Source organism: Sporolactobacillus caesalpiniae (assembly GCF_040513385.1).
Classification (GTDB): Bacteria; Bacillota; Bacilli; order Bacillales; family Sporolactobacillaceae; genus Sporolactobacillus.
Genome location: NZ_JBEVCB010000001.1, coordinates 538,033 through 555,602 on the forward strand (window position 1 = coordinate 538,033; position 17,570 = coordinate 555,602).

Consider the following 17,570-nt stretch of genomic DNA (forward strand, 5'->3'; position numbering starts at 1 on the left):
TGTAACTGATCATTCATTTTCACAAATCAACGCAAAAAGGCAGGTTGAATCCATAAATGATCAACCTGCCTTTTGATGTCTCTTCAATTAGTTAATTACTGTGGTTTTTCGTAATGACCTGAGCGAGCTTTGGAATGGACATATCGCTCGAGACGCTGAATGTTCCGAGCTGAACGTATTTTTCCAGCTTATTTTTTTGAAGATATGAATCGAAACTGTGCTTTTGGCTCGATTTAAGAATCTTAGCGCTCACAAGTTCGCTCGAAATATCTCCCGGAGTCATGCCGCTCTTAATATGCAGCTTGTACGTTGTTTTCTTCGTTGATTTTTCCGGAGCTTTTTCTTTCTTCTTGCTGTCATTGTCCGTTGTTGCCTTTTCTTTACCGGCTTGTTCCGTTGCTTTCTTTGTGTCATTCTGCCATTGGTTATAGGCGTCCAGATCAATCGCTTTACGGTGATGGCCGGTAAGATATTGAGTAACGGTCGCTTCTGTCAAAGGCGTTTGCTTAACTACATTCTTGGCAGGTTTCTGCTCTCCTTGATTGAAAATCAAATAATAAAAGAAAGCGAAAACGGCACATGTCAGCAAAATACCTGCGGCGAACCCGCGTAGTTCATTTTTTGTCACTGCGTTCACCCTTTAGTATGATCTTGGTCCTCGAGCATAATTTCTTCTTCGAGCACACGGATTTTTTTCTTAACCTTGTACAATTCTTGCATCATTGTTATGGAATTTTCCTCAAGCTGACCTTCTACTTGCTTAATGCTATCCTGCTTATAGTAAGAGACAGCAAGCGTGGTCAACCCAACAATTATGAGTATCAAGATGACAAACCCCAATTCATTACCCCCCTCACCATTGTCTGAGGTTCATGCGATGTAACGATCACATGACAATCACCATAATTATTTATAACATATCTCCTATGGTTACGGAAGAAATATGGCGAAAAAGAAAGAAGAATGTAAAATAAATAGCAAAAATTGGGGGAAAATAAGAAGAGCGGCTATACGTGAATAAAAAGTTAAATTGAATAAAGGTTGAAGCATTCAACTTTTTTTGTTAAGATAAAGTGTATGTTTTCGAACACGCTGATTATAAGGTAATGGAGGGATAGATATGCGAGTTAAGGTTATTTTGGAAAATACTGAAACCGGTGATCGCGATTACATCACGTCTAAGAACAAACAAAAGAACCCAGAACGTCTTGAGCTGAGAAAATACAGCCCGAAACTGAGAAAATATGTGACTTATCGCGAAACAAAGTAAGTTGACCTGAATAAAGAGCCGCGAAAGACCTCTATTGGGTTTTTGGCGGCTTTTTATATGACACCATAATTAGTAAATTCATCATCATTTCAAGTATGGAGGATAGAATGAGCTTAGAAAAAAGAAAATTACGCAACCAAATACTCCATGAAATGGAAAAAACAGATGAATATGTGTTTACAGAAAAATGCAAGAAAATTAGAAATCAATTATTTGCGACCGCGTTATGGCGTGAGGCGCTTACGATTGGGGTTACCTTGTCGGTTGGGCGGGAAGTGGAGACAATGGCGATTATAACCAAAGCTTGGACAGAGCAGAAACATGTCGCCGTACCAAAATGCAACCCGCAAAATCATAGCCTTTCTTTTTATGAATTGGAGAGTTTTAGCCAGCTTGAATCCGGATTTTACGAATTAATGGAACCGAATATACTAAAGACTCAGGAAGTCAAACCGGACATGCTTGATCTGCTCATTGTTCCCGGAGTCGTTTTTGATGAGCGGGGTTTTCGGATTGGGTATGGTGGCGGTTATTATGACCGCTTCTTGACTCATTACGAGGGAACAACCATTTCATTGCTGCTTGAAAATCAACTGATCCATGAGATACCGGTTGAAGCACATGATCAGCACGTGGATTGGCTGATCACAGAACAACGGTGTTTTAAAGCAAGTGAAGGTGCAGAATGAAAGCAGAGCCACTAAGCCACACTAAGCAGTAATAACTGAGAGTGGGGGACTTACTGTGGCGAAAAGGAATGCGATTATCGAGACGATACTACTGTTGCTGACAACATGCTTTCTGATGAAACGACGACGTGTACTTCTTGAACTTGTTACTTTGATTCTGGGACACTTGATCATGTTTCGACGGCTGAAGGAAAATCCGCCTGATCAATCACCCTAAGCACTATGAAAAGTTTTGTCTGAGCAGAACGATTTGGTGCGCTGCCGTTTCAATAATAATCAGCATGTGATCCTGGGCAATGAGCAGGAGCGGCATTGTACTGCCAAGTGCTTGTACATGTTGACCTTGAGTCAGCTGAATGCCGCGTACATAATTTTTATATATACCTTCCCATAGTTGACCGGTGATTCGTTCTGACTTTTTTTCTTCAAAAGGGAAAATGCGGGAGACCGATTCACCGGTCAGTGCGTCCAGAGGGACGACGCGATAATCAGACAGTCGAAATCCATAGCGTTTGGCGGCTTTGCGTAACAATTCTTGCCTGTCGGCATCTAATTCACGTGTGTAGCTGCTCAATAGATTTGCCTCAACTGTCGATTTTGGTTCGCGAAATGCGCGAAAGGAACCGTTTGATGGAACAACCATGAGAAAATCTTGTGAGAGCTGTTCTTTTCCGTAAATGGATTGATCAATATGACGTTCAGCCTGATGAACGGATAAGGCAGTATAAAAGCCGGATGACAGTTCCAGTTCTTTGAACGAAGACAGTTGGCTCGTGTTTTTTTGCCAGCGATTAAGGATGGAAACCAGACGATTATTACGGTACAATAAAGAAAAATCTTGCATCAGATCATTCATTTCGTTTGTCTGAGACGAGACGTGTAAGCGCATAATTTGGTCCTCAGGCCGAATACTCAGGGTTGTTTCAGCCTTTACATAGCGGATGCGCGGGTTTTCAGGAAAATAAGTGATGGTTGGACGATCCATCAACAGGTGTGGAAAGATAAACAGGGTGAAAACAGTGACTGCCGCAATGAGTAAGGTGAGAACTTGGACTTTTTTTGTGCGCATAAACGGACAACCTCCGGACAAGACTCGATACTCTATCCTATTCTTGCGACGGACAAATCATGACGGCAAGCTTTTCTAGTCTGCCACAAAATTTAATTCGTCTTTATTTCTATAAACGTTAACAAGTTGCTATTTTCAAACAGCGATAATTGAGCGAAAATGAAGTGATGAACTTACTCTAATAGGCGGTGGAATTTAATGATTAATATTGGTGTAGATCTAGGCGGAACGACAATTAAAATGGCTCTTATTGATGATGAAGGAAAAATGATCGATAAGTGGGCTATTGTCACGAATACGATTGATAACGGTAAGCATATCGCGTCTGAAATCAGTTCCAGCATATTAAAAAAGATGCAGCAGTTTAATCTGGAACGTTCGACAGTAAGAGGGATCGGAGTAGGGGCTCCGGGATTTATTAATATGGATACCGGTTTTATCTATCAGGCGGTTAATATTGGTTGGAAAGATTATCCGTTTAAGGATGAACTGGAATCATTGATTGGCCTGCCTGTTGTTCTTGATAATGACGCGAATGTGGCAGCGCTCGGCGAAATGTGGCTTGGTGCCGGTCTTGGCGCAAAGAATTTAATTTGTGTAACACTTGGAACCGGTGTGGGCGGAGGTATCATCTGCGACGGTGAGATCCTGCATGGTGTCAGCGGCATGGCAGGAGAAATTGGTCATATTACGGTCATACCTAATGATGGTGCTGCCTGTAATTGCGGAAAGACGGGATGCCTTGAGACTGTCTCTTCAGCGACCGGGATTCGACGAATGGCTTTAGACGCTCTCGATTATAATGATTCGGTGAGTATTCTACGCGATCTCTTTGAAAATAAAGGAGATATCACTGCTGAGGATGTCTTTAATTGTGCGGCGAAAAAAGATCCGTTATCGTCCACAGTGGCTGAAAAGGCCGCTTATTACCTTGGCTTTGCGCTCGGCGCGCTGGCCGTAACCATTAATCCTGAAAAAATCGTTATTGGCGGCGGCGTGTCTCATGCAGGTGATACGCTGATTGACCCGCTGACTAAGTATTTTAAACAATTTTCTTTGCCAAGAGTGTTTGAGGCATGTACGATTGACATTGCCAAGTTAGGCAATGACGCCGGTGTGATTGGCGCGGCGTGGCTCTGCATGCAGAAAGTCAATCAGACTACGATTAGCTGAAACTAGTAAACTTGCTGTGAACTAAATGGAACAGAGGAGCGGATTGAATGGAATGGATCACGTGTCCTGTTGGCCCTATTCAAGCGAATTGTTACCTGTTGCATGATCAAACAACCGGTGAATGTCTGATTATTGATCCTGGAGAAGCGTTTGAAAAAATTAAAGCGATCATTGATCGTGAAAAGTTTCATCCCATTGCTATCCTGTTGACGCATGCCCACTTTGATCATATTGGCGCCCTAGATAAAGCACGTGATCAATGGGCTATTCCTGTCTATCTGCATTCGGAAGAGTCAGATTGGTTACAGAATCCGATGAAAAATGGTTCGGCACATTTCTCAATGATCGAGCCGGTTGTTGCTCGAAAAGCGGAACATATGCTTTCGGATCATGATAAATTGCTGCTTGGATCTTTTTCATGTTTAGTTTTGCACACACCCGGACATTCGCCTGGCGGCGTTTCATTCTATTTTGACGATGAACGTACGGTCTTTTGCGGAGATGCGCTCTTTCATGGCAGCGTTGGACGAACCGACCAGTATGGCGGCGATCAGGAGCAATTACTGACGAGCATACATGACCAATTGTTGACGCTTCCAGGTGATACGATTGTCTGTCCCGGTCATGGCCCGCAAACAACGATTGGTGCAGAGGCTGATACTAATCCATTCTTGATATAGATTAAATTCACGGCGCACGTAACTGGTCGTTTGTCATAAGATACAGTGATGAACAGCGAAGGGACGTGCGGGGAGTGAAGAAACATCGTTATATTGACTTTCTGGCTAAATTGGCGGTAGATAACGCACATCCTGGGGGACATGGTCTCACAGAGGCAATTGTTGACCGGCTTTCAATGCGACAGAAAAGTGATATTTTGGACGTAGGGTGCGGAACAGGGGCAACCGCGGTCTTCCTTTCTGAAAAAGTTCAGGCTAATGTAACGGGCATTGATTTGCACCCGGTGATGGTTGAACGAGCGCAGGCACGTGCTAAAGAGAGTCGGCTATCGCCTAAGATTATTCAGGCATCTGCTGAACAGTTGCCCTTTCAAACGAACCGTTTTGATTACCTGATCTCGGAATCCGTAACCGCATTTACAGATGTTTCTTATTCGGTTCCCGAGTATTTTAGAGTTTTGCGACCAGGCGGATCACTCGCAGCCGTTGAGATGACGATTGAGAAACCTCTTGATGAAGAAAATAAACGTGCCATTGAATCCGTGTATGGTGTAGATGATGTTCATACTGAAACTGAGTGGCTGACTATTTGGAAAAGCGCCGGATTCATCAATGTAGAGGCACTTCATGCAAATAAGTTGCTGAAGCAATCTAAGGATATCTTACCTACCTACAATTTAACGAGTCAGATTGATGAGGAAGCGCTTGAAGTGTGGCTAGACCACCTACAAACCATGCAAGCGTACCAAAATGTGTTGACTTATCGCGTATTCACGATGACTAAACCTGACGTGAATAAATAGAAAATAAACCCGGCAGTCGAAAAGCCGGGTTTATTTTTTATGCTTTTTAATTCGTTCGCGGATAGTTGACGTATAGCTTTCAATTGCATCCGGAATTTGTCCGAAGAGCAGATTTCGGATTGGTGGACGATTTTCTTTTTGCTGCAGCCGCACTTTTTTTCGTTCCTCACGCGGGGTTTCCATATAGCGTACAAACTGTTCGGTTAAGAAACGCACGTATTCATCAGACTTCATGTCGATGATCTCCTTCGCGTTTTTAACAACAGTTTGCCCAATCCACTCGGTATTGATTCAGAAGCAAGCAGTATTCACCACCACCAACAATCATCGCAATGTGGAAGACAATAGTTCTCACTTTAAGTTATTTTATCAACGATTTAACCGCTCAAGCCAGTTTATTGGCTTTCCGCTTTCTTTCGAATAGATGATCTGATCAATTTCCTGACTTTCACCACCTAATATTGTGAATTTTATTGTTACCGAATCAACATTTTCTGTGACAATAAATTGAACTGTTCCTTTATGATAGAGGAACGTTCCTTTATTGGGCAGCGTTTTTTGCTTCATTTCCCGTTTTAGATCAGTGAGGGTGCACTCGCGTAATTGTTGAAGCTGAAATCGGGAATAGGATTGCCGAAAAAATTGGCGATCACTAGTTAACAGGAGAAGCGCGTGAAAAACAAAGGCGAGCAGCATGAGGGACAGAATCATGGTAAGTGGAAGAATGAATCCTTTTTGATTAGTGTTGTTGTGAATCACCGGCATCATCCTTAACATAGAGAAAATCATCCCAATAATAAGCGCGATCTGCTTTATCCGTCACGCGAATAGATACGAATTCACCGTTTGTTTGAAAAGTTACCTTTTTAACCTGCTGCAATACAATTTCATAACCGTCTCCATTCACTTTGCGAACGATTCGACCGGGCGATTCAAAGGAATAGCTGACGAAATCTGTACCTTTTTTTAAGGTTAATGTTTGTTGATCACTTGAACTGGAGACAGAGTGGGAGAGATGAATTTCTGTAGCCGTTTGAGTGAAAAAAATCTGTGTCTCTTTTTGCGTGTCTAGACGTGGTTGAAATCGGTGAGTCATGAACTGCGTAATTGATACAATGAGGCTGATAATGACGAGCAGTGTTGAGAGCGCGAGCATCATGGATAATAGAGTAAAGCCGTTTTGATCGTTCATTTTCTTGCTTCCCCGAATAATTGATGCACGCGTCCTCCATATTCCCAAGCTACGCTGAGATAGGCCGAATGATCGTCTCGTTCAATCCATTCAATTTGGAAGGGGGTTCGTGTCGCTGGTTCAGATAATAGAGGCGACTCGGTTTTCCAAGACAACAGGTGATAGCGAAGCAAACTCAGTGCTTCATTTTTCTGTTTTAACATCTGTCGTTCGCGGTAGGTCTGCATGAGTATGGGCATTGCAACGAGCATTAACAGAGTGAGTATCGATATTGCGACCATTGCCTCGGTGAGAAAAATCCCGCGATCATCCCGAAATTTTTTCAAAGTAACACCTTCCTTGTCCAAGAAGCAAGACAAATTTATATCGAATCTTATCAAGTGAAATGGTGAATGTGGTGATACGGGAGAAATGTCCCAGTTGATTAATAGAGATTACATTTTCCTGACCGCCGTAGATGAGGATACGCTTATTGATTTCTGTTCTCTCGATCCGATTATTGATGGACACATAATAAAAGTGCTCGGGATTGTTGAAAACAATGCGCGCAAGCTGTGCTTGAGTGATCGCCTCCATTTGCGCGTCACGGACTGTCTCATTAAGATCCTCGACAAAGTGCCGGATCGTGATTTCATCGGCTAAATGGGATACGGCGAGAAATGAAAGCGGGGCGATAATACACGCAATCGACAAGGTAATTAGCACTTCAAGCAAAGTGAATCCACCTGCACCGTTATTCTTATGGTGCACTTACTTCACCGGTGTCTTTGTCATAACTTAAGGTTTTCCCATCTGAGGTTGTAATACTGTTCACATAGGCAGGTTTAAGATCCTCTAGGCTCTCCGGAAGTGCTCCGTTGTTATCCATCTGATAGGCAGCGACTTGACTCTGGACAAGCTTGACGGTCGCTTCGGTGCTTTTGCCCATAACAACTGTGTTCGATTTAGTCATGTTTGGTACAGCGATGAGAAGCAGGATACTGATAATGAACAAAACGATCATCATTTCGATTAGAGTAAATCCGCGTTCAGAGGCGAAAATCAACTTGCGTAGCGTTTTATGCATTCGAAGAACTCCTTTGTAATGGGGTGATTAACAGGTGTCCGGAATCAAGGAAAAGGGTTTAGTTTAAAGCGTTTCTGTGCTGATACATGTTACGTGGGGAATGAAAGCCGGGAATTAAAAAGAACAACAAACTTGGAGATTGAACGATGGATGGTAAAATTGAGACAGAGATACGGAACTTGGCTGTGCACCACCTCCCTTGTGAAGGTTTACTAGTGGCGGAAAAAGAGACAATAAATAATACATTCTGCATCATTCGACATAGTCCTTTTTTTCAGGACCAAAAAAGTGTGACGAAATACAAAACGTTTGTTCAAAATCTTCTGTATGAGGATAACGTCATTTTGGAAACGGTTACATATATGCTATACTTACTTTATTAAATGAGTCTTTCATGAAAGGATGGGACGAATCATGGAAGTTAAGGCGGCATTTATTTTTATCGGTCCGGAAATTGACACTGCCAAAGCGCGAGCGCAGGTTGATACGCCTGTTATCAAACTGAACGTTGTCGGTGTAAAAACGTATGATGAAGCGGTAAAAGCAGCGGTTGAGCTAGCGGATACTGGAGTTCAGGCGATTGAACTTTGCGGCGGATTTGGCAATGAAGGTATCGGCAGGGTTGCCGCTGCTGTAAAGGGGAAGGCATCCGTTGGTGTGGTTCGATTTGATCACCATCCCGGACTTGGATTTAAGAGCGGTGATGAAGTTTTCAGTTGATATAAAAAACGACTGAACGAGCATAAAGCTCAATCGGTCGTTTTTTTTCTTTCATTAAAATTCTTCGTAGCGTGCGGGATCTTGATCAAAGGTCCGCCCATCCGGATGGCTTAGTTTGCCAATGGTTTGCATTTCTTCATCACTGAGTGTGAAGTCAAATAAAGAAAGGTTTTCGAGTTGCCTAGATGGCGAAGAGGATTTTGGTAATGGTACTGCACCGAGCTGTACATGCCATCTCAAGATAATCTGAGGTATGGATTTTTCATGTGCTTCCGCAATTGCCTTAATGGTTGAGTCTTGAAGCAGTTTATTTGCACGTCCCAATGGGCTCCAAGATTCGGTAACAATACCATGCTCCTTGTCGTAAGCTCGTTGCTGTTCCTGTGAAAAGTAGGGATGCAGTTCTACTTGATTGACGCTCGGAGTAACTCCGGTTTCGTTAATCAGGCGGTCCAAGTGCTCCGGCAGGAAGTTGCAGACGCCGATTGATCGAATCAAGCCCCATTTCTGTGCATCAATTAATGCCTGCCATGCTTCCACATATAAATCCTTGCTTGGGTTCGGCCAATGGATCAGATACAGATCGTAATAGTCCAAACCTGCTCGAAAAAGGGATTCTTGGATTGTCGTTATTGCTTCCTCATAGTTATGATGACGTCCGGGCAATTTGGAGGTAATGATCAATTCTTCACGTGGAACGGAGCTGCGCCGTACAGCTTCACCAAGTGCGCCTTCATTTTCGTAATTGAAAGCTGAATCAAGCAATCGATAGCCTGTGTCAATCGCGCTTAAAATGGTGTTAATGCCTGATGCGCCGTTCAGTTTGTATGTACCGAACCCAACAGCAGGCAACAGCAATCCATCATTAAGTATTTTTTGTGGAATAGTTGTCATTAAATCCTTCTCCTCCTTCATTATTTATAGTTTAGCATCCTCAATTTACCTAGTCTAACAAAGCGCTTATTTGAAGACTTCCTATCAAACGAACGGGCTGGATGATACAATGACAATATCTAAGCATTTGAAAGGTGCTGTTTCGGATCGCAATCAATCCAATGATACGTGCTATGCTGAAAATGATCTCTCGTGCAGAGATTAATGTGAAAAAATATTACCGGATTGACCGGATGATTAATAATCTTTTGCATGTATCGTTTAAACCACGATTTAAAATGTGGGATCATAAAATAATGATTGATGGCTATAATTTACCAATTAGACTCTTTGCCCCCAAAGTATCTCAGATCGAGGATGTGATCCTGTTTTTTCATGGCGGCGGATGGGTGAGCGGAACGATAGACAGCTATACGAAAATTTGTGCTCATATTGCAAAAAGGACAGGTCGGCGGGTGCTCTCGGTGGATTACCGCCGCGCGCCTGAGTACCCGTTTCCTTACGCTGTTGAGGATTGTTATCAAGCTGCTCGAGAACTTTTCTTATACGACAAGCTGCTTGAATCATCTGGTGAAAAGGTCGTTCTGATGGGGGACAGTGCCGGAGCGTCGCTCGCTGCGGCGGTTAGTCTCATGGCGGTTGATCGAGGGGAGTTTCAGGTGGAGAAGCAAATATTGCTGTATCCGTCTACCTATAATGACCATAGTGAGGCATCTCCGTTTCGTTCCATTACAACAAATGGAACGGATTATTTACTGACATCCAAAAAGATACAGGATTATCAAGATCTGTATGTCCAGAATAAAGAAGATCGGAACAGCCCGTATTTCGCACCGCTGTTATCTGATCATCTGGAAGGTCAGCCGAAGACGTTAATAATTACCGCTGAGTTGGATCCGCTTCGGGACGAAGGCGAAGCTTATGGAGAGAAGTTAAAAAAATTTGGCAATGATGTTGCCGTTTATCGAATAAAAGAGGCTCTGCACGGTTTTTTTTCTTTTTCACTGCAAGCCGCTCAAGTGAAGCAGTGTTATCAATTGATCAACATATTTCTTAAGGAGTGAATGAACACGGATCATAATTGGAGCAGTCTGGACAATGCGGCGCTTATTTTCCCGGCCGCCGCACAAAAAGCGGACACGCAGGTATTCCGAATCTCCTGCGAATTGTACGAAAAAATTGATCCGGTGATTTTGCAGAACGCGCTTGATCAGACCATTCAAATTTTTCATGTCTATCAGTCTGTATTGAAACGCGGCTTCTTTTGGTATTATCTTGAAAGTACAGATAGGAAGCCGGTTGTTCATGAGGAAAACACGCAGCCCTGTGCGGCACTATACAGGAAAAGCAGTAAAAATCTGCTTTTCGATGTAAGCTACTTTAAAAATCGGGTCAATCTGGAGGTTTATCATGTGCTTGCGGACGGTACAGGAGCGATGCATTTTCTTCGGACGCTGATGACCAAGTATCTGTCTCAATACCATCACATCGCGGAACCCAATTTGGATTTTGACGCTTCAGCAATGCAGATGAGTGATGATAGTTTTCGTAAATATTATCGCGGCTCTTCAAGAAAGAAACAAGCAAGACGCACGTTTGCTTGTCGTCTACGCGGTCACAAATACCCTGAAGACCGGTTAAAAATTATGACCGGTTTGATCAAAATTCAACCATTGCTCGATTCGGCACACCGCCATCACACGACACTTACTGTTTTTCTTGCCGCCTGCTTGATGAACGCCATTAGCGAAACAGTTCACGAACGGACAAAGAAAAGGCCGATTGTCCTCGACATTCCTGTTAATCTGCGCAGCCATTTTCCTTCCGCTTCAGCACGAAATTTTTTCAGTGTCTTGTTAATCGGATACGATTACTGGCACCATGACGGAACGTTTGAGGATGTTGTGAAGATGATCAGTGATGATTTGCGCGCTGGGTTATCCAAAGAGAAACTTACTCAGGTGATTGAAACGTATTCGGCGGTGGAGCATAATATTTTTGCACGTATCACACCGCTTATCATTAAAGATCCTGCATTAAAAGTGGCTTATCACTACGCAGCACGCAGGAAAACGGCTGGTTTTTCAAACCTTGGCATTGTTTCCATGCCGCAGGAGTTGGAATCTTTTATTCGATCATTCGACATTTGTTACGGGAGCAATCAACTTCAAGTATGCATGTGCTCCTTTCAAGATCGCCTGAGTATCAGTTTTTCATCACCCTTTGTCAGTTCGGAGATTCAGAGACGATTTTTCCGAACCTTAACGAGTCTTGGCGCTGAGGTTGAGATCACAGCGAGTCCAACCGGTGACGTAAAGGAAGGAGGACCTAAGCATGAAGTATTGCGAAAAATGTAAAGTAAGCATCCGTGGAAAAGACACAAATTGCCCATTGTGCCAAAACAGACTTTCAGGGACTGATGAGGAAGAGCTTTATCCTTTTGTTCCCACAATTTACAGACAATACGAGTTGTTTTTTAAACTGCTGATTTTCTCGACCATTATGATTGGCGTCCTATGCGTTGCCGTCAACCTTATACTTCCTGATAGCGGTTATTGGTCTCTGTTTGTCGTTGTGGGAATTGCGTGCTTTTGGATCAGCTTAATCTATGCATTGCAAAAAAAAGGCAATATCCCAAATAATATTACTGCTCAGGTCTTTATTCTATCCCTATTAAGCATCGGATGGGACTGGATTACCGATTGGCGAGGATGGTCGCTGAATTATGTAATTCCTATCGGCTGCAGTGTTGCGATGATTTCACTTGCGATTATTGCTAAGGTCACAAAAATGCCGGCCGAGGATTACATCGTCTATTTTATTACCGACATTTTATTCGGAATTGTACCGCTTATCCTCTATTTAACCGGGCAAGTTGGCTTCATCATTCCATCTGTTATTTGTATTTCTCTAAGTGTGCTGTCGCTCTCCGCACTCATTTTGTTTGAAGGAAAGAATGTGTTGCGGGAGATGGCGAAGAATTTTCATGTATAGGGAATGTATTGATGAACAATGGACCGGATTTGTATGACCATCTCTTTAGAAATGGTTGTGATCTCCTTTTGAGGGATTAATGATTTCAAATCCTGGTTCAGGGACATAAAAGAATTGGATCCAAACCCCATCAAGGAGCGTTTCACGTTTATCCAAAAGGACGTCGATTCCTTTGTCTGTAGTAACAATTTCATCGTGCTCAGTCGGTATCCCATAGGTCAATGCGTAGTGAGCATGATCGCCATGATTTTCAGTCACGATCACCCGCAGCATTTGTCCCTCCGCATCCTCATTTTCAAGCATTGTTTTCATTACTTTTGCCGCATTTCGGTTGATTTTGCACTTCATTATCGATTCGCCTCTCTTTTCTTCACTAACACCTGTCCTATTATGCCATATTGGTAAGGAATAAGTCGCGCAAAACCTTTAGTTCAATAGGATCTAAAATGACGACCGTTTGTCAGAATTATCTCTATTAATAAATTCTTGTTAAATTGCGTTCACTCATATATCTTATAGATAACGAATATCCTGTGAAACGAACACATAACATGGAACGTTAATTAATAAATCGATACTTTTTGAGGTGAGCGATTATTCAGAAGCGTAATGTAATTATTATAAGCAGCAGTGTCGTGATTATCGCGGCATTAGTTTTTGGAATTATGAGCTACTATCAGGCGACACATTTTAACGCGAATGTAGCGATTAACGGGATTAAGGTGGGTCATATGAAGCCTGAAGAGGCATTGAAGAAGTTAACCGCACAGGTTCTAAAAAACGATGTTTTTATTGGAAATGAGCAGATTATCAATGGTAAAAACACCGTGGCGAAATTCTCGCAGCGGGATCTTAAGTCTATAAATCAAGTATTTAACAAACAACGGACATGGTGGCCATCATTCAAGACGAGGAATTATGCGCTCAATCCAGCGACGAACGACAATTATCGATCAGACACATTAAAGAAACAGCTGGAAGCCCGACTAAACCAGTTAAATAAAAAATTAAAAGCGCCAAAAGATGCCTATGCCTACATAGAAAATGGTGATCTGAAGGTATCTAAAAGTGAAGCCGGCAAACAATATGATGTGAAAAAACTCATGCGTGCCTATGATAAGCAAGAGTACAATAGTGAGATTCATTTACCGGTTCAACTGCTCATTCCAATTAAGGCAGACAGTAAAACGGTAAAAGATGAAACAAGCGCGTTGAAAAAACTCATGACTCGACAGGTGAGCTATAAGGTTCAGGACAAAAGCTATAACTTTAAAGCGAGTGAATTGATTAAAAAAGCAAACGTGTCAGCTAATATGAAGATCACAGTCGATTCTAGTGAATTAAAAAACAAAGTCGCTGAAATTAATAAAAATCAGTCAACGTTAAATAAAAAGTTCAATTTTAAGACGCATTCGGGGAGAACACTTTCTATTCAGGGGCAGTCCTATGGATGGGCGCTGAACGTCAGCAAAGAAACAGCACGCATCAAAAAAGCATTGGAAACCGGCAAAGAATCTTTGAAAGCTTATAATGTGTATGGTGTCGGGTACAGTACCTACGGCATTGGCTATCACAACACGACAAACAACGGAATTGGAACGAGTTACGCAGAAGTATCTATTGCCGAACAAAAGATATGGATCTATAAAAATGGTAAACTCGTCATTTCTACAGATGTCGTCACCGGCCGCCATGACACAAATGAGGATACACCAAAAGGCCTCTGGTACGTGATGTACAAAGAATCTCCATCTACGTTGGAAGGAAGCGAAGCCGGCAATGCCCACTATTCCGTGAAAGTTAACTATTGGGCACCGTTCACTATGAGCGGCTGCGGCTTCCATGATGCCAGCTGGAGGAGAAATTGGAAAAAGGATGCGTACTTAACACAAGGGTCAGGCGGCTGTGTGAATACGCCTCCATCTGTAATGAAAACCGTTTATGATAATCTTGAACAAAACGAACCGGTGGTTATTTACTAGAAGAATAGAAAAATTGATTGAAAGCACCCATAAAATCGGTTGGGTGCTTTTTGATTCTGCGATTCATCCTGTTGGCTACAGCCAAACAGGATGAATCAGCGTTCAGGCGAAAGAATCAGCGTTCAGGCGAAAGAATCAGCGTTCAGGCGAAAGAATCAGCGTTCAGAAAGAAATAATCATGTCAGTCTAATCGTTAACAGTTCGTGTGACAGATGGTAAACTCGGCCTCTGTTTTTTCCACTGTAAGACAGAGATACAGATTGGAGAATTCTTCTGCACGTGTCAGCAGAGTCGATCAATAGAAATAATCTGCATTGCTTATTTGTGATTTTGGACCCGAAGATAAGATAATAATCTCGAAGCGCTGGAATATGAGCCTCTTTTGATGAATGATCGCATGAAAAGCAATGCCAGCTGCGATGTATACGTTTCATATAAAAAGTGCGACATTTTGGACATTGAACACCTTTGATGATATCTGTCCGTTTCAGATTTTTAAACGAAGAAAATAAATCGAGAATGAGCGGGGCGTGATTATCCATGAGCTGATCTGCAATTGCTTGAAGATCGTCCTGATTAATGTAGTCATGTGTATGGTTTTGGTTTATTTTTTTTATTGCGGTTCCAAAAGCAGAGGTTCTCGTGAGGTTTTTCATTAAAGGATCTTCTGAATTTAGAATTTGAAGCTGAGCAGAAGAAGTAATAACTACGCGGTTCTCAGCAGGAAATTTTGATAAGTCGGCATGATCATTAAACCATTTCATTAACTGTTCCTGTAACTTATTTGCCTGAATCAAGGGATCATCGAACACATCAATTTTTCCATCGCATTCTCTGATCAGTTGCCACAGGTTATGGTCAAATGTTAGTTTCCCAATTATATTTTTGATCTCAATAATTAGGAAAAATCGGGGGCACATGGCTAGCCAATCGATTTGAAAATGATGAATTTTATCAGACAGCCGTAAATTGTGAAAAATAATAAACTCTTCTGAGAGATAATCAAGAAAAAAAGTCAATGATTGTTCTCCTTTGAACCCAAAAAGGGATCGTTTATAACGACTATTGACTTCTTTTCAGATAACTGCTTGTGCTGAAATCCTGTTGAGACAGGCGTGAAGCTGGTTGATATGGAAGGGAGATTCAATTGGCTTTCGGTACATTGGCCCACCTCATTTTTATTGGTTTATAAATCAGCAGAGTAAGGATCTTTGACTAATGGCGTTCATTTCCTGTGAGCAACGTCAAAGCCACTGCCCCCTCCTGGCTGATGCAACTAAGATTTTGCCTTCGCCGGAGGCTTGGCATGCCCAAGTTTTCTTATAGATTCCACAATTTGCGGTCATACTCCTATTTATTTTTGATAAGAAAAGGTACAGCTTTGTGAACAAGCGAAATGATCGGTGCGCCCAAAAATTTTAAGAAGGAAACGACAGATAAAGTAGAGAATACTTCAGTGAAGAATAGTGGAATTCAGGAGGATTTATATGGAACAAAAAACGGTGTTGATCATTAATGGTAAGGATACTCGCTACGATTACGTTGCAAAAGGTGATTTGAACACGTTTCTATCAGACACTGCAGCTGGTTACTTGAAGGACAAAGGATTTGATATACTGACAACGAGCGTGGCAGACGGATATGAGGTAAGAGATGAGGAAAATAAGTGGAAGCAGGCAGACTTTATCCTTTTTCAGTTTCCGATTTACTGGTTTGCCGCGCCTGCTGTACTTAAAAGGTACATTGAAGATGTCTATAACTATGGTACGTTCTATTCAAGCGCACCTGAATATGGCAGAGGCGGCTTGTTTAAAGGGAAACGCTATACGGTGTCTACGACATGGAACGCGCCGAAGGAAGTGTTCGGCAATGCCGACTCATTTTTTAATGGTCGATCTGTCGATGATGTGCTCTCCGCGTTTCACGATACGCAAAATTTTATCGGCCTAACAAAATTGCCAAGTATTTCTTTCCATGACGTCATCAAAAATCCGGATGCACCAGCCTATGCGGATGAGTTGATAAAACACTTAAATACAATTTTTGACCGCTAATGAGACAAACGGATTAGAGTATTTACTTCTTTTTCGTTAAAAAGATTGTAATACCTAAGAGTATGGTTGAGATGCCAAGGATTTGCTGTAAGGTGACCCCTTGTCCCAAAATGAAGTAGGCGAGAATGCAGGTCCCAACCGGTTCGCCGACGATGCTCATGGATAGTGTTGACGTGCTCAGCCACTTAAGCAGCCAATTGAAAACCGTCTGCCCGAGTATGGTAGAAATGAGCGCTAGACATAGGAACCATAACCAATTAATTGCAGAGTAGTCAGTGAGCGAGAATCCGCTAATTACAGAAAAGGCAAGGAGAAAGAAAGCGCTGCTGCCATAGCCGATGATCGCATAGGGAATGAGTGGCAGCTTTTTGCGAAGACCTTGCCCGAGAAAAAAGTATCCGGTAATCAACCCGGCAGCAATAAACGCGAGTAAGTCACCAAAAAGAGCGCCACCGCTTACTTGAAAGTCTTGCCAACCAATGATTACACTACCTGTGATCGCTAAAAGCCCGCCGAATAACGCCCGGCGGGTTAACTTTTCCCCGAAAAGAAAATAACCGCCGACAAAGGCAAATAAAGGCTGCAACGTGACGAGCACGGTAGAGCTTGCGACGGAGGTAAAGCGCAGAGACTCGAACCACAATGCGTAGTGTGCAGCGAGAAAAAAACCGGAAAGAATTCCAAGAAACCATTGTTTTCGGGACAATAAAACTAACGCTGTGCGGTTTGGTTTATTAAAAAGAAGAAAAGGCAAGAGAACAATTGTTGAGAAAAGCATACGATAGCCCGCAATAATTGTTGACGGAGCATCAGAAAGCTTAACAAAAATCGCCGATACGGAAAGCGCAAATGCGGCAAAAAAGAGAATGAGATACACGTAGTTCGGTTTCATAGATTCCAGAAAAAATCACTCCAACTCATGAGGTTTACACAAAAGAGGCATAATCCCATACTATCATATGTCGCAGGTTTGTCATTTGTTTT

24 protein-coding genes and 1 pseudogene are annotated in these 17,570 nt (G+C 42.4%); 12 read left to right on the forward strand and 13 right to left on the reverse strand.

The genetic code is table 11. From position 1 onward, the window contains the following. Positions 1 to 91: 91 nt before the first annotated feature. Complete coding sequence (locus ABWW58_RS02645) at positions 92 to 628, reverse strand: hypothetical protein (RefSeq protein WP_353867703.1); 537 nt, start codon at positions 626 to 628, stop codon at positions 92 to 94. Between the two features lie 5 nt (positions 629 to 633). After that, entirely contained in the window at positions 634 to 840 is a 207-nt protein-coding gene (locus tag ABWW58_RS02650) for a hypothetical protein (RefSeq protein ID WP_093670125.1), read from the reverse strand. Positions 841 to 1,120: 280 nt separating this feature from the next. Here ABWW58_RS02650 and rpmG point away from each other — a divergent pair, with 280 nt between their 5' ends. The 3 genes from rpmG (at position 1,121) to ABWW58_RS02665 (ending at position 2,176) form a co-directional block, all read left to right on the forward strand. After that, positions 1,121 to 1,270 (forward strand): 50S ribosomal protein L33, encoded by a 150-nt coding sequence (gene rpmG, locus ABWW58_RS02655; RefSeq protein ID WP_093670127.1) that lies wholly within the window; start codon positions 1,121 to 1,123, stop codon positions 1,268 to 1,270. Positions 1,271 to 1,377: 107 nt separating this feature from the next. Further along, positions 1,378 to 1,959 carry a 5-formyltetrahydrofolate cyclo-ligase gene (locus ABWW58_RS02660; RefSeq protein WP_353867704.1) on the forward strand — a complete coding sequence of 194 codons (582 nt, stop codon included), beginning with the start codon at positions 1,378 to 1,380 and terminating at the stop codon, positions 1,957 to 1,959. A 55-nt stretch (positions 1,960 to 2,014) separates the two neighbouring features. Continuing rightward, positions 2,015 to 2,176, forward strand: coding sequence for a hypothetical protein (locus ABWW58_RS02665; protein WP_353867705.1), 162 nt, complete (start codon positions 2,015 to 2,017; stop codon positions 2,174 to 2,176). Positions 2,177 to 2,179: 3 nt separating this feature from the next. Here the strand turns inward: ABWW58_RS02665 and ABWW58_RS02670 are convergent, their stop codons facing one another. Further along, on the reverse strand, positions 2,180 to 3,028 hold the full coding sequence (locus ABWW58_RS02670; protein WP_353867706.1) for a hypothetical protein: 849 nt from the start codon (positions 3,026 to 3,028) through the stop codon (positions 2,180 to 2,182). 198 nt (positions 3,029 to 3,226) lie between these two features. Between ABWW58_RS02670 and ABWW58_RS02675 the strand changes: the two genes are divergently transcribed. From ABWW58_RS02675 to ABWW58_RS02685, 3 genes are all read left to right on the forward strand, one after another. Continuing rightward, positions 3,227 to 4,201 carry an ROK family glucokinase gene (locus tag ABWW58_RS02675; RefSeq protein WP_353867707.1) on the forward strand — a complete coding sequence of 325 codons (975 nt, stop codon included), beginning with the start codon at positions 3,227 to 3,229 and terminating at the stop codon, positions 4,199 to 4,201. A 47-nt stretch (positions 4,202 to 4,248) separates the two neighbouring features. After that, a complete protein-coding gene (locus ABWW58_RS02680) occupies positions 4,249 to 4,881 on the forward strand; it encodes an MBL fold metallo-hydrolase (RefSeq protein WP_353867708.1) in 633 nt (210 codons plus the stop codon). 74 nt (positions 4,882 to 4,955) lie between these two features. After that, the gene (locus tag ABWW58_RS02685) at positions 4,956 to 5,684 is read left to right on the forward strand and encodes a class I SAM-dependent methyltransferase (RefSeq protein WP_353867709.1); all 729 of its coding nucleotides are present in this window, start codon (positions 4,956 to 4,958) and stop codon (positions 5,682 to 5,684) included. Between the two features lie 30 nt (positions 5,685 to 5,714). On the opposite strand, the gene ABWW58_RS02690 is transcribed toward ABWW58_RS02685, so the two are convergent. The 6 genes from ABWW58_RS02690 to comGC all read right to left on the reverse strand — a co-directional run bounded on the left by ABWW58_RS02690 (position 5,715) and on the right by comGC (position 7,942). Then, positions 5,715 to 5,918, reverse strand: coding sequence for a YqzE family protein (locus ABWW58_RS02690; RefSeq protein WP_353867710.1), 204 nt, complete (start codon positions 5,916 to 5,918; stop codon positions 5,715 to 5,717). A gap of 135 nt (positions 5,919 to 6,053) precedes the next feature. Continuing rightward, positions 6,054 to 6,461, reverse strand: a complete 408-nt coding sequence (comGG, locus tag ABWW58_RS02695; protein ID WP_353867711.1) for a competence type IV pilus minor pilin ComGG — start codon at positions 6,459 to 6,461, stop codon at positions 6,054 to 6,056. Beyond that, positions 6,424 to 6,876 carry a competence type IV pilus minor pilin ComGF gene (comGF, locus tag ABWW58_RS02700; RefSeq protein ID WP_353867712.1) on the reverse strand — a complete coding sequence of 151 codons (453 nt, stop codon included), beginning with the start codon at positions 6,874 to 6,876 and terminating at the stop codon, positions 6,424 to 6,426. The genes comGG and comGF overlap by 38 nt, the downstream gene beginning before the upstream one ends. Then, positions 6,873 to 7,202 (reverse strand): type II secretion system protein, encoded by a 330-nt coding sequence (locus ABWW58_RS02705; RefSeq protein ID WP_353867713.1) that lies wholly within the window; start codon positions 7,200 to 7,202, stop codon positions 6,873 to 6,875. Before ABWW58_RS02705 ends, comGF begins: the two co-directional genes overlap by 4 nt. Then, positions 7,183 to 7,626: a competence type IV pilus minor pilin ComGD gene (gene comGD, locus ABWW58_RS02710; RefSeq protein WP_353867714.1), complete on the reverse strand. Its 444-nt coding sequence runs from the start codon at positions 7,624 to 7,626 to the stop codon at positions 7,183 to 7,185. Before comGD ends, ABWW58_RS02705 begins: the two co-directional genes overlap by 20 nt. Next, positions 7,616 to 7,942 carry a competence type IV pilus major pilin ComGC gene (gene comGC / locus ABWW58_RS02715; RefSeq protein WP_353867715.1) on the reverse strand — a complete coding sequence of 109 codons (327 nt, stop codon included), beginning with the start codon at positions 7,940 to 7,942 and terminating at the stop codon, positions 7,616 to 7,618. Before comGC ends, comGD begins: the two co-directional genes overlap by 11 nt. A gap of 414 nt (positions 7,943 to 8,356) precedes the next feature. Between comGC and ABWW58_RS02720 the strand changes: the two genes are divergently transcribed. Beyond that, on the forward strand, positions 8,357 to 8,662 hold the full coding sequence (locus ABWW58_RS02720) for a DUF6506 family protein (protein ID WP_353867716.1): 306 nt from the start codon (positions 8,357 to 8,359) through the stop codon (positions 8,660 to 8,662). Positions 8,663 to 8,716: 54 nt separating this feature from the next. Here the strand turns inward: ABWW58_RS02720 and ABWW58_RS02725 are convergent, their stop codons facing one another. Further along, positions 8,717 to 9,556, reverse strand: a complete 840-nt coding sequence (locus ABWW58_RS02725) for an aldo/keto reductase (protein ID WP_353867717.1) — start codon at positions 9,554 to 9,556, stop codon at positions 8,717 to 8,719. 173 nt (positions 9,557 to 9,729) lie between these two features. Between ABWW58_RS02725 and ABWW58_RS02730 the strand changes: the two genes are divergently transcribed. Genes ABWW58_RS02730 through ABWW58_RS02740 form a run of 3 tightly spaced genes read left to right on the forward strand, consistent with a single transcriptional unit; the run spans position 9,730 to position 12,550 of the window. After that, the gene (locus ABWW58_RS02730; protein WP_353867718.1) at positions 9,730 to 10,620 is read left to right on the forward strand and encodes an alpha/beta hydrolase; all 891 of its coding nucleotides are present in this window, start codon (positions 9,730 to 9,732) and stop codon (positions 10,618 to 10,620) included. After that, entirely contained in the window at positions 10,621 to 11,913 is a 1,293-nt protein-coding gene (locus tag ABWW58_RS02735) for a condensation domain-containing protein (RefSeq protein WP_353867719.1), read from the forward strand. Next, complete coding sequence (locus ABWW58_RS02740) at positions 11,891 to 12,550, forward strand: DUF6320 domain-containing protein (protein WP_353867720.1); 660 nt, start codon at positions 11,891 to 11,893, stop codon at positions 12,548 to 12,550. Before ABWW58_RS02735 ends, ABWW58_RS02740 begins: the two co-directional genes overlap by 23 nt. Before the next feature lie 45 nt (positions 12,551 to 12,595). On the opposite strand, the gene ABWW58_RS02745 is transcribed toward ABWW58_RS02740, so the two are convergent. Next, positions 12,596 to 12,898, reverse strand: coding sequence for an iron-sulfur cluster assembly accessory protein (locus ABWW58_RS02745; protein WP_353867721.1), 303 nt, complete (start codon positions 12,896 to 12,898; stop codon positions 12,596 to 12,598). A 383-nt stretch (positions 12,899 to 13,281) separates the two neighbouring features. On the opposite strand from ABWW58_RS02745, the gene ABWW58_RS02750 reads away from it, so the two are divergent. After that, positions 13,282 to 14,532 (forward strand): L,D-transpeptidase family protein, encoded by a 1,251-nt coding sequence (locus ABWW58_RS02750; protein ID WP_353867857.1) that lies wholly within the window; start codon positions 13,282 to 13,284, stop codon positions 14,530 to 14,532. A gap of 176 nt (positions 14,533 to 14,708) precedes the next feature. On the opposite strand, the pseudogene ABWW58_RS02755 reads toward ABWW58_RS02750, so the two are convergent. Beyond that, positions 14,709 to 15,560: pseudogene (locus ABWW58_RS02755) on the reverse strand (nuclease-related domain-containing protein); the annotation flags it as partial. 459 nt (positions 15,561 to 16,019) lie between these two features. On the opposite strand from ABWW58_RS02755, the gene ABWW58_RS02760 reads away from it, so the two are divergent. Further along, positions 16,020 to 16,586, forward strand: a complete 567-nt coding sequence (locus tag ABWW58_RS02760; protein ID WP_353867722.1) for an NAD(P)H-dependent oxidoreductase — start codon at positions 16,020 to 16,022, stop codon at positions 16,584 to 16,586. A gap of 22 nt (positions 16,587 to 16,608) precedes the next feature. Here the strand turns inward: ABWW58_RS02760 and ABWW58_RS02765 are convergent, their stop codons facing one another. Continuing rightward, on the reverse strand, positions 16,609 to 17,478 hold the full coding sequence (locus ABWW58_RS02765; RefSeq protein WP_353867723.1) for a DMT family transporter: 870 nt from the start codon (positions 17,476 to 17,478) through the stop codon (positions 16,609 to 16,611). Positions 17,479 to 17,570: the final 92 nt, after the last annotated feature.